We start from the raw sequence: 14,574 nt of genomic DNA on the forward strand, positions 1-14,574 counted from the left end.
CGTGGCCGCCCGGGTATTGATCGCCGATGACGACGTCGTCGTGCGCGACGTGGTGCGCCGCTACCTCGAACGCGACGGGTTGGACGTCTCCGTCGCCGACGACGGTACGGAGGCCCTGCGGCTACTGGGCAGTGAACGGATCGACGTCGCGGTGCTCGATGTGATGATGCCGGGGCCGAACGGACTCGCGTTGTGCCGGAGCCTGCGGCAGGCCGGCGACTTCAGCGTTCCGGTGATCCTGTTGACCGCACTCGGCGAAGAAGACGATCGCATCGCCGGTCTGGAAGCCGGCGCCGATGACTATCTGACCAAACCGTTCAGCCCGCGCGAGCTGGCACTGCGCGTGCGTTCGGTGCTGCGCCGCGCACCGTCACCGTTGGGCGTGCTTCCGTTGGAGATCACCGTCGGCGAACTCACCGTGTCGACCGCGGCCCGCACCGTCTACGTCCTCAACGAACCCGTCGGGCTGACCAATCGAGAGTTCGACCTACTGCTGTTCTTCCTGACCCATGCCGACACGGTGTTCACCCGCGAGGAACTGCTGCAACGGGTGTGGCACTGGGATTTCGGCGATATGTCCACGGTGACCGTGCACGTCAAGCGCCTGCGCTCCAAGCTCGGTGACAACCACCGCGTCCAGACGGTGTGGGGTCGGGGTTATCTGTGGCGCGGTGCTGACGGGGGTGACCGTGCCGCCGGATGATCTCGCCGAGATCGTCGGCTGGGTACTGGTGTGTTCGGTTCCCGTAGTTCTTGCCGGCGCCATCATCATCCGGCTGGCGAGGTCCTGGTCGCTGGCCGTGAGCATGGTGGTGCTGGCGCTGATTCCGGTGGTCGCCACCTTCACCGGGATCCTCGGGGCCAGCGGTTTCATGATCACCGAGACATTCGAGAAGACCGCCGTCGTACTGGTGGTGGTCTCGGTGGTGACGGTTCCCGCCGCGGTGATGCTGGGCCGGTACCAGGCCAGGCGCACTGTCTGGGAACGGCAGATCCGAGATTCCGAGCATGCCGCCGAGCAGTCTCGGCGCCAGCTCGTCGCCTTCGTCAGCCATGACCTGCGCACTCCGCTGGCCGGTATCCGGGCAGTGTCCGAAGCCATCGGCGACGGCGTGCTCAGCGAGGACGAGATCCGCGAACATGCCAAACATATTGAGCAGGAATCGATCCGACTTTCCGAGATGGTCGACGATCTGTTCGAGATGTCAAAGATCAACGCGGGCGCGATCATGCCTGCCTACGACAAGGTGGCGCTTGACGAGGTCGTCGACGATGTGGTGGCTGCGCACCGGATCGCCGCCGAGCGCTCCGGCGTACAACTTCTGGCCACCCTGCCCGACCAGCCGATCCGGGTGATCGGTAGTGATCGGGCGCTGGTGCGCGTGCTGTCGAATCTGGTGGCGAACGCGATCGCCCACACTCCCACCGGCGGTTGCGTGAAATTGGAGCTCGGCGCCGACGAGAACGGTGCGTGGGCCCGAGTGGACGATACGGGTGTCGGTATCGACGAGGCAGATCTGCCACGCGTCTTCGACGTCGCCTACCGTGGCTCCAATACCCGTGTGCCGCGCGCAGATTCGTCGCTGCCGAGCGGGTCTGGTCTTGGGTTAGCGATCGCCGCGGGGCTGATCCAGGCCCATCGCGGCACGTTGTCGGCGCACAACCTGGCCACCGGCGCGCGCTTCGAGGTCCGGCTACCGCTGGCTGCCGCGGACTGACGATTTAGAAGTCGGCCAGGACGGCGGCGAACTCGGTACAGAACCAGTCCACATCGGAGTGCGAAAAAACCAGCGGTGGACGGATTTTCAACACATGCCCGGCTGAACCACAGACCGAGAGCAGTACGCGGCGTTCCCGCAACACGTTGACCAACCACCGGGCCCCGCCCCGGTCCGGCGTCTTGGTATCCGGATCGGTCACCACCTCGACGCCGATGTACAACCCGGCCCCGCGGATATCACCGATTCGGGGATGCCCGGCGGAGGCCGTGGCGAGATCGCGGCGCAACGCAGTACCGACGGCGGCCGCGTTGAGCAGCAGCCGCTCCCCTTCGATGACGTCGAGCACCGCCGAGGCCGCCGCCATCGATACCGGATTGCCGGCAAAGGTGTTGAAGTACGGCACACGTGAGGCGAACGGTTTGAGGACGTCGGAGCGGACGGCCATCGCCGCGACGGGTAGTCCGTTGCCCATCGGCTTACCCATGGTGACCAGTTCGGGGACCACCTGATGCCGGGTGAAACCCCACATCGTTTCGCCGGTTCGGGCGAAGCCAGGCTGCACCTCGTCGGCGATGAACACTCCCCCGGCGGCGCGCACGATATCGACGGCGGGGCGCAGCACCGACGGGTCCGGGTAGATCCCGTCGGAGCTGAAGATGGTGTCGGCGATCAGGGCGCTGACCCCGTAACCAGCCGCCTGCAGGTCATCGATCGCCCCGGCGACACCGGCGGCAAAGCGGGTCGCCACCTCCTGCGGCGGCGCGCGATAGCTGTCCGGGCTGGGCACGGCGCGCACATTCGGGCCCAGTGTGGTCGCACCGCCGAGTGAGGGTGAGATAGCCGTCAACGCCGTGGTATTGCCGTGATAGGCATCTGCTGTGACGATGACACCGGTTGCCCCGGTGTACATTTCGGCCACTCTCAGGGCGAGGTCATTGGCTTCGGAACCGGTGCAGGCATACATCACCTGATCGATGTCGGCGGGCATCGAGGCCAGCAGCCGCTCGGAGTAGTCCAGGATGCCGCCGTGCAGGTAACGGGTGTGGGTGTTCAGCGTCGAGAGCTGCCGGGCCACCGCGTCGGTGACATGCGGGTGGCAGTGGCCGACGCTGGCGACGTTGTTGTAGGCATCCAGGAAGCACGCCCCGTCAGCGTCGAACAGATGGCTGCCCTGTCCGCGGACCAGGTGCACCGGCCGGTCGTAGAACAGCCGGTTGGCGGGGCCAAGTAGACGCGAACGTGCCTCGATGAGCGGCGCGGAAGCGCCAGGGGAAGCGGAGTCACCCTGGTAGCTGTTCGAGTCCATGATGTTGGAGAACGTCATCGGCGCTAACGATGCCATCGATCGGCTCACCGTGCCGTGCCAGGCGTCCTGGTTCACACTGTGCACATGTCCGGTGTGCCGCCCAACCACGAGTCGCTGGCCCGCGCCGCGCTGCCCGCCTACGGACGCGACCCCGATACCCGGGTTCGGCTACTCAGCCTCTCGGAGAACGCCACCTATCTGGTCGAGCGCCCCGATGCACACGGCGACCCGATGGTGCTGCGGGTACACCGTCCCGGCTACCACTCGCTGGATGCGATCCGCTCCGAACTGTCCTGGATGGCCGCGCTGCGCGGCGAAACACAGGTCACGACACCGCAATTGATCCGGGCCTCGTGCGGTAGCGATGCAGGAAAAGAAGTGGTGTGCGCCACCGCGGGAAACACCACCGTGCACGTCGACGCGGTGACCTTCGTCGCGGGCTGCACCGCGGAGGAGGCGCCCGACGCGGTCGGTTTCGACGAGCTCGGGCGGATCACCGCGATCATGCACGACCACGTGCAGAGCTGGGCGGCCCCGGAGTACTTCACCCGTTTCCGCTGGGATCTCGACACCATGCTGCGTCCGCAGGCCCGCTGGGGTGACTGGCGCAACGCGCCAGGACTGACCGAGGACGGCGCCGAGGTGATCACCAGGGCGGCCGCGGAGATCGATCACCGACTCACCGAATTCGGCTGCGGTCCAGATCGTTTCGGTCTGGTGCACGCCGACCTGCGGCTGGCGAACCTGATGGTGGACCCGAGTACTCCCGGCTCACCGATCACCGTCATCGACTTCGACGACTCAGGCTGGTCCTGGTATATCGCCGACGTCGGCGCGGTGGTGTCGTTCATCGAGGACACCCCGGAGGCCGAGCGGATCATCGCCGACTGGTTACGCGGCTACCTGACCGTGCGCGATATGCCCGAGGAACATCGTGAGTTGATCCCGACGATGGTGATGTTGCGCAGGATCATGCTGTCGGCATGGATCGGGACCCATGTCGATGCGGGTGCGGCCATCTCCGTCACCGACAATTTCGCCGCGGGCACCGCCGCGCTGGCCAGGCGCTATCTCGAAGACCAGTCCTGGCTGCGGGACGCACTTTTCTCCCGCGAGCAGACGTAAAGGGGTACCTCGACTCGGCGTGTTGCTGGACTTTTCCGTCTGCTCGCGAAATATAGGGTGACTCATGCCTGTGCCCCCTGACCGGCCGGCCTCGCCAGCCGGGGCTCGATCACCGGCCAATCCGATCGGTGGTCTGTTCACCATTCGCCCGGCACACCACCGCTGGCCGTTCGGGCTCAAGTCGGCACTCGGCTCGGGGATCATGGTCACCGCCGGGGTGGCGGCGGGCAATGTCGGTGCGGGGCTGATCGGCACCATCGGCACGTTCACCTCGCGCTACGGCAACAGCCGCCCCTTCCTCAACCGCGGTGCGCAGCTGGCCGTCATCGCCGTCGCGCTGGCCGGGGCCGTCACGCTCGGTGTCTGGGCCGCACCCGTGCCATGGGCGGGGGTGCTGGTGGTATCCCTGGTCTCGGTGGCCGCCGTCTGGCTGTGCAACACGCTGTCAGTCGGGCCGCCGGGGGCCTACATGTTCGTCGTGGCCTGCGCGGCCGGGATCGGGGTGTCCGCCTCGGGCCTGACCCCGTGGCGGATCGGCCTGCTGGTCCTCGCCGGCGGGGTGGTCGCGTGGTTGCTGCAGATGTCGGTCGTCGTGCGGGGATTCCGGCGCCCGGAACGCTCCGCGGTGGCGGCCTCGGGGGCGGCGGTCGCGGAGTACATCACCGCGGTGGGCAACCCTGCGGTGGGCGACCCTGCGGTGGGCGCCCCGGCGATAGGAGCGGCCCGCAACCACGCCGCCGCGACGCTGAATGAGACCTGGCAGGTGCTGGTGAACTTCCAGCCGGTCAACCCGCCGGCGGACAGTGAGCTCAATCGGCTGCGGGCCACCAACCACGCCTTGCACGTATTGTTCACCGATGCCCTGACGGCCGCGGCGCGCCACGAACCCCAAGCACCTGGCGCGGCGGCTCAGGCCCGGGCGCTTGGCGATGGGGAGCTGTCCCCGGACACCGTCGCCACCCGCGATATCGACCGGGTACCGCTGGGTCGACCACCTGCCAGGCAGCTGCTGCGCGAAGCGGTGATTCCCGGCTCTCAGATCCGGTACGTGATGCTGCGCGTCGCGATCGCGGTACCGATCGCCGGAGCGATCGCGGCGGTGCTCGGCATTGGGCGCGCCTACTGGGCGATGGCCGCCGCGGTACTGGTGCTGCACCAGGGCGCCGACTGGCTCCGCACCCTGAAACGCGGCACCGAACGACTGCTCGGCACCTGGATCGGGTTGGGGCTGGCCGCGGTCATTCTCCTGATCCACCCGCAGGGGTGGTGGCTGGTGTTGGTGATCGCGGCGCTGCAGTTCACCATCGAACTGCTGGTGGTTCGCAACTACACCCTGGCCGTCGTCTTCATCACCGCGACGGCGCTGACCATTGCCTCAGGTTCGCGCAAGGTGGACGTCGGCGAACTACTGGTGTCCCGCGGCGTGGACACCGCGATCGGCTGTGCGGTGGCGATCGCGGTGTACCTGCTGGCGGTGCGTCAACAGGAAACGACCCGGTTCACCGACGCCATCACCCGCACGTTGGACGCCACCACGGCCCCGTGCGTCCACCTCGCGCGCGGTGACGCCGCCACGCTGCCCGCGCGGATGGCCCGCCGGGACTTGCAAGTGGCGACCATCGCCATGGTCGATGCCTATGACGCCATGCTGGGTGGCTCGGCCAGCGTGCGCACATCTGCCGAACCCCTGGGGGCGGTGGTGACGGGAACCGAACAGCTCGCCTACCGCATCATCGCGGCCTGCTGGGCGATGGACCGCTACGCCGATGCGCAGAACCCGGCCGGTATCGACGTCTCCGATTTCGAGGCCGAGGAAGCGGCGTTGCGGGAGGCTATTCCTGCAGTGATCCGCCCAGGCGTTCGGCGGCGGCAACGTAATCCTCGATGAACTCCACAACGACGTCGCGGGCAGGCTTGACCTTGTTCATCAGGCCCACCCCCTGGCCGACGAAGTAGGTCGCCAGCGCCTGCGCACCCGGGTGACCGGTGGCCGCCAGCTTGTCGATTCGACGCAGCGTCGGTTCCACCAGCATCGACTGCAGCGGTAGCGGCAGCGGTTTCTGTCCGCCGTCGTTGGGCGCCCAGGCGTCAGTCCAGTCCGAAACCAGTTGGCGCGACGGCTTTCCGGTGCGCCCGGCTGAGCGGATGGTGTCCCGGGAGCTGGCGGCGAGGAACTTTTGCACGGTATGCGGCGCGGTCTCCGCCTCCTCGGTGGTCAGCCACACCGACCCTGTCCAGGCACCCGCAGCACCCATCGCGACACAGGCCGCCATCTGCCGCCCGGTGACGATGCCGCCCGCGGCCAGCACCGGCACGTCGCTGCCGATCTCAGCGAGCGCGTCCAGCACCTCAGGTACCAGCACCAGCGTTGACACCTCACCGCAGTGCCCACCGGCCTCGGTGCCCTGCGCGATGATCAGGTCGACGCCCGCAGCGACCTGTTTGACGGCGTGCTGGCGGGCGCCCACGAGGGCGGCGACCGGGACACCGGAGGACTGCCCGGCTTCGATCATGTACTTCGGCGGGACCCCGAGCGCATTGGCCATCAATTTGATCGGGTGTCGCAACGCCACCTCAAGCAGGGCCTCCCCGGTGTCACCGGAGAGGCTACTGCCGCCGACCCGGCGCTTCTCGTCAGCCGGGATGTCATGGGAGGCAAGCAGTTCGGTGACAAACGTGCGGTATTCGGTCGGGATGCGGTCGACCAAGGCACCGGCTGTGAGGTTCTCGCCCTTGCCCTCGAATTTGGCAGGCACGATGATATCCACGCCGTAGGGCTTGCCGCGGACCTGCTCGTCGATCCAGGCGAGTTCGGCTTCCAGCTCCTGCGGGCTGAACGCGGTGCCGCCCAGCACGCCGAGCCCGCCGGCGTTGGTGACCGCGGCGACGACGTCGCGGCAGTGACTGAAGGCGAACAACGGGAAATCGATGCCGTACTGGTCGCAGATCGGTGTCTTCACCCGTTCAGTATTACTTGACGGGTGTCAACCAGGAAAGGTCAGGTCCGCAGCGGGGCGAACGCGAACTCCCGCAAGCCGTCGGCGGGGTCCACTGCGGCCCGGAAACCCAGCAGCTCAGCCGCCCGCGCCGGGTCGGCGACGATATGCCGGACATCGCCGCTGCGGTACTGACCGGTGACTTCCGGCGGCAATCCACCGCGGGCCTCGCAGATCAGCGTGGCCACGTCCAGGATCGACACCGGCCGTCCCGAGCACACATTGGCCGCGTGGAAGCCGGGGTGGTCAGCCTCGATCGCCGCGACGTTGGCGGCTGCGATATCGTCGACGTGCACGAAATCGCGCATCTGCCCGCCGTCCTCGTAAACCTTTGGTGCTTCGCCTCTTTCAATCGCCGACCGAAAGATCGCGGCCACTCCGGAGTAGGGCGTGTCGCGCGGCATCCCCGGTCCGTAGACGTTGTGATAGCGCAGTGCGACCACCGAGCCGCCGGTGGCTTCTGACCAGGCCAGCGCGTAATGCTCCTGGGCGGTCTTGCTGGCCGCGTACAGGCTGCGGGGGCGCAACGGCGCATCCTCACCGACCAGGCGCCAGCGCACCTCTTCGCCACCGACCGGGCAACGGTGCTCGAAGATCCCGGCGTCGAGATCTTCCTTGCGCCGCGGCAGTGGGTCGACGGATCCGTGTGCCGGACAATCGAATCCGCCCTGGCCGTAGACCACCATCGACGATGCCAACACCAGCCGGGTGATACCTGCGGCATACATCCCGGCCAGCAGCACCGTCGTCGCGTAATCGTTGTGGCTGCCGTAGGCCGGTGCGTCAGCAGCGTCGACGCCCGCCCCCACCATCGCCGCCTGATGACAGACGACGTCGATCTCCGACAGCACCGGCGTCAGCCGCTCGGCGTCACGCAGATCCAGCCGCTGCACTCCCGGCGGGAGTTCCGCACCGGGCCCGTGGGCGGCATCCAACATGACATCGACGCCGACGACCTGATGACCGCGGGCCACCAAGGCCGCACTGATCCGGGCGCCGATGAAACCGGCGGCACCGGTCACCAGCACCCTCACGGCAGGTCGATCGGCAGTGTCACTCCGGCGTGGGGCAGGCAGTGCGTGCAGGTGCGCTCGCTGGGCGTGTTGTCCAGCGCTTCGAGAACCACTTGCTTGAACGGCACCAGGTTCTTCTCGAACTCGGCGAAGACGTCCACCGCCCGCACCCCGCCACCGTGGTCGATACCCGCATCCAGATCGGTCACCAAAGCAATTGCCGCATAACACATTTCCAACTCGCGGGCGAGTACCGACTCGGGGTAGCCGGTCATGTTGATCAGTGAGAAACCGGCACTGGCGAACCACCGACTCTCTGCCCTGGTGGAGAACCGCGGACCTTCGATGACCACCATGGTGCCGCCGTCGACCACGCCGGGCAGTCCCGCGGCCGTCGCCCGCAACTCAGGGCAGTAGGGATCGGCGAATTCGACGTGGATACCGCCATTGTCGAAATACGTGGCGTCACGTCCGCTGGTGCGGTCCACCAATTGGTCGGGCACCACCATCGCGCCGGGGCCAAGATCGGGCGTGAGGCTGCCGACCGCGCACGGCCCGAAGATCCGCCGGACCCCCAATGCCCGCAGCGCCCACATATTCGCCCGGTAGGGCACCGTATGCGGCGAGTACTCGTGGTTGAGGCCATGGCGTGGCAGAAACGCCACCTCATGGTCACCCACCTTGCCGACCGTGATCGCTGCGCTGGGCGCACCGTAGGGGGTGTCCAGGCTGACACTGCGGGCGTCGGTTCCGAAGAACGAATAGAAACCGCTGCCGCCGATAACTCCGAGCATCAGACCATTGTGGGGTATCGGCAGCGGGGTATCCCCAGGGGTCGGCCGCCCGCGGCGAATCATGACGTTGGTATGACGGGCCCGCCCCCGCCGCGTCCAGCGGGGCGGTCAGCGGGCAATCTGGCAAGCACCCATGTCGTATTTGCGATCGACTGTCCTGTTGCTGATCGCCATGATTGGAGTGCTCAGCGCGCTCGCGCTGCCGTTCGCCCCGGTCCTGGCCAGCCAGACGATGCTCACCTGGCCCGCCGATAACGCAGCCGTGGCGTCAAGCAGCGCGGTGTTCGCGCCGTACCGGCCTGCAGAATTGACCGCAACCGTGCCGTGCGCAGCATTGCGCGCCGGGATGGCCGGGTCGGCCACCATTGTCGCCACCTCCGACGCAGGAGGAGCCGGCCTGATCGTGCGCGCGGGACCCGACGGAGCCCGCCTGGTCCTCGGCGACCGGGTGGTCGAGCTACCACTGCCGTCCACCGCGACGCCGTGTACCGTCACGATTCTTGCTGGGCCCCAAGGTGTTTCGATCACTCAGGCCGACGGGTCAGTGACAGTGCTGGCCGGTGAGGGCGTCCCCGAGGTATTCGGGTTTCACACCGAGCTCAGTGCCCGCCAGGCCGAGGGCATGTCCGTCACCGCCACGGTGGACAGCCCGTTCGGCACCAGCCCGAGCACGCGCAAGCGGCTGCTGATCGGTCTGCAACTCCTCGCCGCGGCCGCCGCGCTGGCCTTGTTGCGACGCCGCCGCGGGGTGCGTCGGTCGATGGCACCGCGGGTGCGCTGGCGAGCGACGTTGTTCGTCGATGCCGGCGTGATCGGCATCCTCGGCCTCTGGGCGGTCATCGGGCCGCTGGCCGTCGACGATGGGTGGTCGACGATGATCGCGCGCAATGTCGCCGCGACCGGCAATCCGGGGAACTACTACCGCTGGTGGAATGCCTCGGAGGTGCCCTTCGCGCTGGGTCAGCAACTGCTGGCCCCGCTGACCGACATCAGCCTGGCCCCACTGTGGTTACGGCTGCCCAGCACCGCATTGGCCGTCGCGACGTGGCTCGTCCTGAGCCGGGGAGTGCTTCGGGCTGCGATGCCCAGTTTGGCGGCAACCGGTCGGCTGCGGTTGTTGGCTGCGCTGTTCTTTCTGCTCGCGTGGTTGCCGTTCAATCTGGGCACGCGGCCGGAATCGTATGTCGCCTTCGGGGTGACGACGGTGCTGTGGCTGCTCTGGCGGTCCAGCACCCCCGCCGGCATCGGATTGGCGGTACTGGTTGCGGCACTGACGATTCCGATCAGCCCGACCGCGATCATCGTCGCCGCACCGTTCCTCGTCTTCGCCCCGCGTGTGGTCACGATCCTGCGCCAGGGTGCCCCAGCGCGACTCGACGTCGCGGCACAGGCGGGGCTGCTGGGGGCTATCGGCGCGGTCGCGCTGACGGCGATCTTCGCCGACGAGACGTGGGCGGCGCTGGTCACTGCGACCGACTGGCATAGGTTCTTCGGGCCGTCGCTGCCCTGGTATGACGAGATCGACCGGTACCGCTACCTCCTCGGCGACGATCAGCAGGGCAGCTTCGCCAAACGCGCGCCGATACTGCTGGCGGTGGCGATGCTGCCGGTCGTCGCCTTCCTGCAGTGGCGTACCCGCCGGGACGGGTTGCGTCGCTCGGCGCTGCGACTGTCGGTCGTCCTGGTGCTCAGCCTGCTGCTGCTCGCGCTGTCACCGTCGAAATGGTCGTATCACCTCGGCTCGATAGCCGGCGTGGTGTCCGCATTCCTGGTGACGGCCGTGGTGCTGGTGGCACGGCGCTCCGGCAGCAAGCGGGTGGCGGGCGCCGCTGGTGGCGCGCTACTGGCCGGTGCGGCGGCGCTGTCCTTCGCAGGTGACAACGTGTGGTGGCTGCCCGCGGTCTATGACGTGCCGTTCGCGACGGGTGCCTGGCGGCCACTGGGTATTGGGTTCGTCGTCGTCCTTGCGGTGTCGGTCCTGGCATGTCGGCGCGCAGCTGCCTCGGCACCGGCCATCGTGGCGGTGAGTGCGGCACTGGTGGTCGTCGTGTTCCTGGTGGGCTCCTTCGCCCTCGCGCCGGTGCGCCGGTCGGCGGGATCGTTGACGGTGGCCAACGTGCACCGGGTGAGCGGCGGACCGGTATGCGGGCTGGCCGACGATATCGAGGTGCTGCCCGACGGCGCGCCTTTGGTGTCGGCCGATCTGGGGGGTCAACTCGACGGCTTCACCGCCGGGGGCGGCTTTTTTCCTGGCGCCCCTCCCCCGGATCCGCCGGGAACTGGCGCGTCGGCCTCGCTATGGGGCAGCTGGTCCAACACTCCGCAGCACAGCGGAACCCTTGTCAGCCCGTGGTTTTCGCTACCACCACTCGGCGTGCGCGACGGGTTGGCGGTATCGGTGTCCGGCCGCATCGACGACGGGAACAGCCTCCACTTCGAGTTCGGCCGGACTGCGGTCGGCGGTATCGAGACCGTCGGTGACGGGGTGGCCCCGGTCGATCGCGTCGCCCCTGACGAGAATCCTGAGCATCCGTTGTGGCGCTCGATCGGCATCGACTCCGCACAGGTAACGCCCGGCGCGGATCGGGTCCGGCTGCGGGCCGTCGACGGCCGGACCGATCGCGATGGCTGGTTGGCCGTCACCGGTCCCCGGCTGCGATCTGTGGTGCCGCTCAACGACTTCCTGACCGCGCACGGCCCGGTGCTGATCGGCTGGCCGATAGCATTCCTGTTCCCATGCCTCCGCGATATCCCCGTGGTTTCCGGCGGGCTGGCCCAGACACCCGGTGCGGTGATCGCCGGGCCCCGGCCGCGCTTCGACGAGGAGCGCGACCGCGGTATCGGTGGCACCTTCGCCGAACTCGACGTCTTCGGCCAACTCGGCGAGATACCGACCCGGTTGGTCGGACATCCAGACGTCGACTGGGGCGCACTGTTCGTTTCATTCGACCCTACCGCGCGAGACACCTACCAGCGCAGCATAATTCGCGTCCCACGGTCCGGCCTGGACACCACCGGACGCGAACGCCCGCAGCGCTGACGACCGACCGGCAGGTTGGGGGTGTTTACTCACCGGGATGAAGATCTTCGGTGCGGACGCGCCGGCCGCGGTCCGCCTTGGCGTCGCGGTGGCCGCCGCTGCGGTCGCCACCGCAGTGGTGGCGACAACAGCAGGCTGGCCCTACGCACCAGCGGCCGGGTGGATTGCCGCGGCAGCCGTCTACATCGGCTGGACCTGGATGCTGGTCGGGCCGATGGATGATGCGCAGGCCAGATATCACGCCACCAGGGCACATGAGGAGGACGCCACCCGCCGCGTCTCGCAGGTGGTGGTGCTGCTGGCCAGCCTGGGTAGCCTGGCCGGGGTCGGCTACCTGCTGGTCGCCGAATCCGCGAAAGGCGGCGACGTCTCCGCGGCGACCGTCGGGATCCTCAGCGTCGCCGCGTCGTGGTTCTCGGTGCACACCATCTACGCACTGCGCTATGCCCGGCTGTATTACACCGGGCCGGCCGACGGGATCGACTTCAATCAGCACGAAGAACCCAACTACGTCGACTTCGCCTACCTGGCCTTCACGATCGGGATGACCTACCAGGTCTCCGATACCAATCTGCAGACCCGCAGGATCCGGTCGACCGCGTTGAGCCAGGCCATGCTGTCGTTCCTGCTCGGCGCGATCATCCTGGCCATCACGATCAACCTGGTCGCCGGACTGGTCAACCTGGGCCACTGAGCGGCCCCCGTTTTCGACACCATGGCACGATTTGACGATGGCAACCGTCGCGCAGTGGATCGAGGGCGCCCGTCCGCGCACGCTGCCCAATGCCGTGGCGCCCGTGATCGCCGGAACCGGAGCGGCGGCCTGGCTGGGCGACGCGGTCTGGTGGCGCGCACTGTTGGCGCTGCTGGTCGCGGTCGCGTTGATCATCGGGGTGAACTACGCCAACGACTACTCCGACGGGATCCGGGGCACCGATGACGTGCGGGCCGGCCCGTTGCGGCTGGTCGGATCGAAGGTCGCATCGCCGCGGGCGGTACTGACCGCCGCGATCATCAGCCTCGCGGTCGGTGCGGCGGCCGGCCTGGCACTGGCTCTGTTCAGCAATCCCTGGTTGATCGTGGTCGGCGGCGCCTGTATCGCCGGTGCCTGGCTTTACACGGGCGGCTCAAACCCCTACGGCTATCAGGGTTTCGGCGAGATAGCGGTCTTCGTCTTCTTCGGTCTCGTCGCGGTACTGGGCACGCAGTACACCCAGGCGTTGCGGGTGGACTGGGTTGGGCTGGTGTTGGCCGTCGTGCTGGGCTGCCTGTCGTCGGCGGTACTGGTGGCCAACAACCTGCGCGATATCCCCACCGATACCGAGTCCGGCAAGATCACGTTGGCCGTACGCCTCGGCGATGCGGGCACGCGACGGCTCTACGTGGCGCTCCTCGCCGTGGCCGGGTTGCTGACCGTCGCCTTGGTGTTCGCCTCCCCGTGGTGCCTCGCCGGGCTGATAGCCGCCCCGCTGGCGGTCCGGGCGGCCAGGCCGGTGACCGGCGGTAAAGGCGGGCCGGCGTTGATCCCGGTGCTACGCGATACCGGCCTGACGATGCTGGTGTGGTCGATCGTCGTCGCCGTGGCGCTCACGCTGGCTTGAGACAGAACTGACTGCGATCGCTTCTCGCACTTTGTCGCAGTGAGCTCTGGGTCAACTGGCCTGTGGATGACGGTCTGCGCGCAAATATCTACTTCTGACACCGTCACCCCTCGTGGGCGTGTTCATTGGCAGCGAGGCACTGGCTTCGGGAGTGCTCACCCCCTATGAGCTCCGCACGCATCACGCCCGGGTGCTGCCCGACGTCTATACGCCGAAACGGGCACAGCTGCTGCTGCGGGACCGCACGGAAGCGGCCTGGCTGTGGTCGCGGCGCCGAGGAGTGATCGCGGGGATTGCTGCGTCGGCACTCCACGACGCCAAGTGGGTCGACGACGACGTGGCGGTCGAGCTGATCCACCCCAATTGCAAACCGCCCGTGGGCGTCATCACCCGAGAAGACACTGTGCCCGATGACGAAATCGTGACGGTTGCGCGCATGCGCGTCACCAATGCTGCCCGGACGGCTTTCGACCTGGCGCGCCGCGGGCCCGCTGACACCGCGATCGCGAGACTCGATGCACTGACTAGAGCCACCGATCTGAAGACAACTGAGGTAATGCAGTTGGCGCAGCGCCACCGTCACGTGCGGGGAATCAGTCGATTGCCGACCGTGCTGGACCTCGTCGATCCCGGCGCCGCGTCGCCGAAGGAAACCTGGTTGCGACTGCTGCTCATCAGCGAAGGGTTTCCGCGCCCGCAGACGCAGATTCCGGTGCTGTCCCCCACCGGACGTCCCCGGTACTACCTGGACATGGGCTGGCCCGAGATCAAAGTGGCGGTCGAATACGACGGAGAGCAGCACCGCATCGACGGGTACCAGTTCAGGAAAGATATTGAGCGCCTTGAGTACATCCAGAATCAGGGCTGGATCAACATCAGGGTGGTCGCCGGCGATCGCCGGGCAGATATCGTCCGGCGGGTGCGGTACGCATGGCAGTTGAGACAGAACTGACTGCCATCGCTTCTCGCACTTAGTCG

Annotated in this window: 12 protein-coding genes; 8 read left to right on the forward strand and 4 right to left on the reverse strand. The window is 67.6% G+C overall.

Annotated elements, in window-relative coordinates:
* The first annotated feature begins 1 nt into the window (after position 1).
* Both ADBZ9O_RS28675 and ADBZ9O_RS28680 read left to right on the forward strand, forming a co-directional pair.
* On the forward strand, positions 2 to 703 hold the full coding sequence (locus tag ADBZ9O_RS28675) for a response regulator transcription factor (RefSeq protein WP_526526680.1): 702 nt from the start codon (positions 2 to 4) through the stop codon (positions 701 to 703).
* Positions 690 to 1,718, forward strand: coding sequence for a sensor histidine kinase (locus ADBZ9O_RS28680; protein WP_526533602.1), 1,029 nt, complete (start codon positions 690 to 692; stop codon positions 1,716 to 1,718). The genes ADBZ9O_RS28675 and ADBZ9O_RS28680 overlap by 14 nt, the downstream gene beginning before the upstream one ends.
* Positions 1,719 to 1,722: 4 nt before the next feature.
* Here ADBZ9O_RS28680 and ADBZ9O_RS28685 read toward each other — a convergent pair whose 3' ends face one another.
* On the reverse strand, positions 1,723 to 3,045 hold the full coding sequence (locus ADBZ9O_RS28685) for a class-III pyridoxal-phosphate-dependent aminotransferase (protein WP_526533604.1): 1,323 nt from the start codon (positions 3,043 to 3,045) through the stop codon (positions 1,723 to 1,725).
* Between the two features lie 66 nt (positions 3,046 to 3,111).
* Here ADBZ9O_RS28685 and ADBZ9O_RS28690 point away from each other — a divergent pair, with 66 nt between their 5' ends.
* The gene (locus ADBZ9O_RS28690; protein WP_526526681.1) at positions 3,112 to 4,152 is read left to right on the forward strand and encodes a phosphotransferase enzyme family protein; all 1,041 of its coding nucleotides are present in this window, start codon (positions 3,112 to 3,114) and stop codon (positions 4,150 to 4,152) included.
* A 64-nt stretch (positions 4,153 to 4,216) separates the two neighbouring features.
* A complete protein-coding gene (locus ADBZ9O_RS28695; protein WP_526526683.1) occupies positions 4,217 to 6,040 on the forward strand; it encodes an FUSC family protein in 1,824 nt (607 codons plus the stop codon).
* Here ADBZ9O_RS28695 and ADBZ9O_RS28700 read toward each other — a convergent pair.
* Genes ADBZ9O_RS28700 through ADBZ9O_RS28710 form a run of 3 tightly spaced genes read right to left on the reverse strand, consistent with a single transcriptional unit; the run spans position 5,985 to position 8,958 of the window.
* Complete coding sequence (locus ADBZ9O_RS28700; protein WP_526526685.1) at positions 5,985 to 7,112, reverse strand: nitronate monooxygenase; 1,128 nt, start codon at positions 7,110 to 7,112, stop codon at positions 5,985 to 5,987. The genes ADBZ9O_RS28695 and ADBZ9O_RS28700 overlap by 56 nt on opposite strands.
* Before the next feature lie 38 nt (positions 7,113 to 7,150).
* The gene (locus ADBZ9O_RS28705; protein ID WP_526526687.1) at positions 7,151 to 8,182 is read right to left on the reverse strand and encodes an NAD-dependent epimerase/dehydratase family protein; all 1,032 of its coding nucleotides are present in this window, start codon (positions 8,180 to 8,182) and stop codon (positions 7,151 to 7,153) included.
* Positions 8,179 to 8,958: an S-methyl-5'-thioadenosine phosphorylase gene (locus ADBZ9O_RS28710; RefSeq protein ID WP_526533606.1), complete on the reverse strand. Its 780-nt coding sequence runs from the start codon at positions 8,956 to 8,958 to the stop codon at positions 8,179 to 8,181. The genes ADBZ9O_RS28705 and ADBZ9O_RS28710 overlap by 4 nt, the downstream gene beginning before the upstream one ends.
* A gap of 130 nt (positions 8,959 to 9,088) precedes the next feature.
* Between ADBZ9O_RS28710 and ADBZ9O_RS28715 the strand changes: the two genes are divergently transcribed.
* The 4 genes from ADBZ9O_RS28715 (at position 9,089) to ADBZ9O_RS28730 (ending at position 14,548) form a co-directional block, all read left to right on the forward strand.
* Entirely contained in the window at positions 9,089 to 11,995 is a 2,907-nt protein-coding gene (locus tag ADBZ9O_RS28715; RefSeq protein ID WP_526526688.1) for an arabinosyltransferase domain-containing protein, read from the forward strand.
* Positions 11,996 to 12,032: 37 nt separating this feature from the next.
* Positions 12,033 to 12,689 (forward strand): DUF1345 domain-containing protein, encoded by a 657-nt coding sequence (locus ADBZ9O_RS28720; protein WP_526526689.1) that lies wholly within the window; start codon positions 12,033 to 12,035, stop codon positions 12,687 to 12,689.
* A 37-nt stretch (positions 12,690 to 12,726) separates the two neighbouring features.
* Complete coding sequence (locus ADBZ9O_RS28725; protein WP_526526691.1) at positions 12,727 to 13,596, forward strand: 1,4-dihydroxy-2-naphthoate polyprenyltransferase; 870 nt, start codon at positions 12,727 to 12,729, stop codon at positions 13,594 to 13,596.
* A 112-nt stretch (positions 13,597 to 13,708) separates the two neighbouring features.
* Positions 13,709 to 14,548 carry a type IV toxin-antitoxin system AbiEi family antitoxin gene (locus tag ADBZ9O_RS28730; protein ID WP_526526692.1) on the forward strand — a complete coding sequence of 280 codons (840 nt, stop codon included), beginning with the start codon at positions 13,709 to 13,711 and terminating at the stop codon, positions 14,546 to 14,548.
* The last annotated feature ends 26 nt before the right edge of the window (positions 14,549 to 14,574 follow it).

Origin of the sequence: Mycobacterium sp. (assembly GCF_965229105.1) — a bacterium.
Taxonomy (GTDB): Bacteria; Actinomycetota; Actinomycetes; order Mycobacteriales; family Mycobacteriaceae; genus Mycobacterium.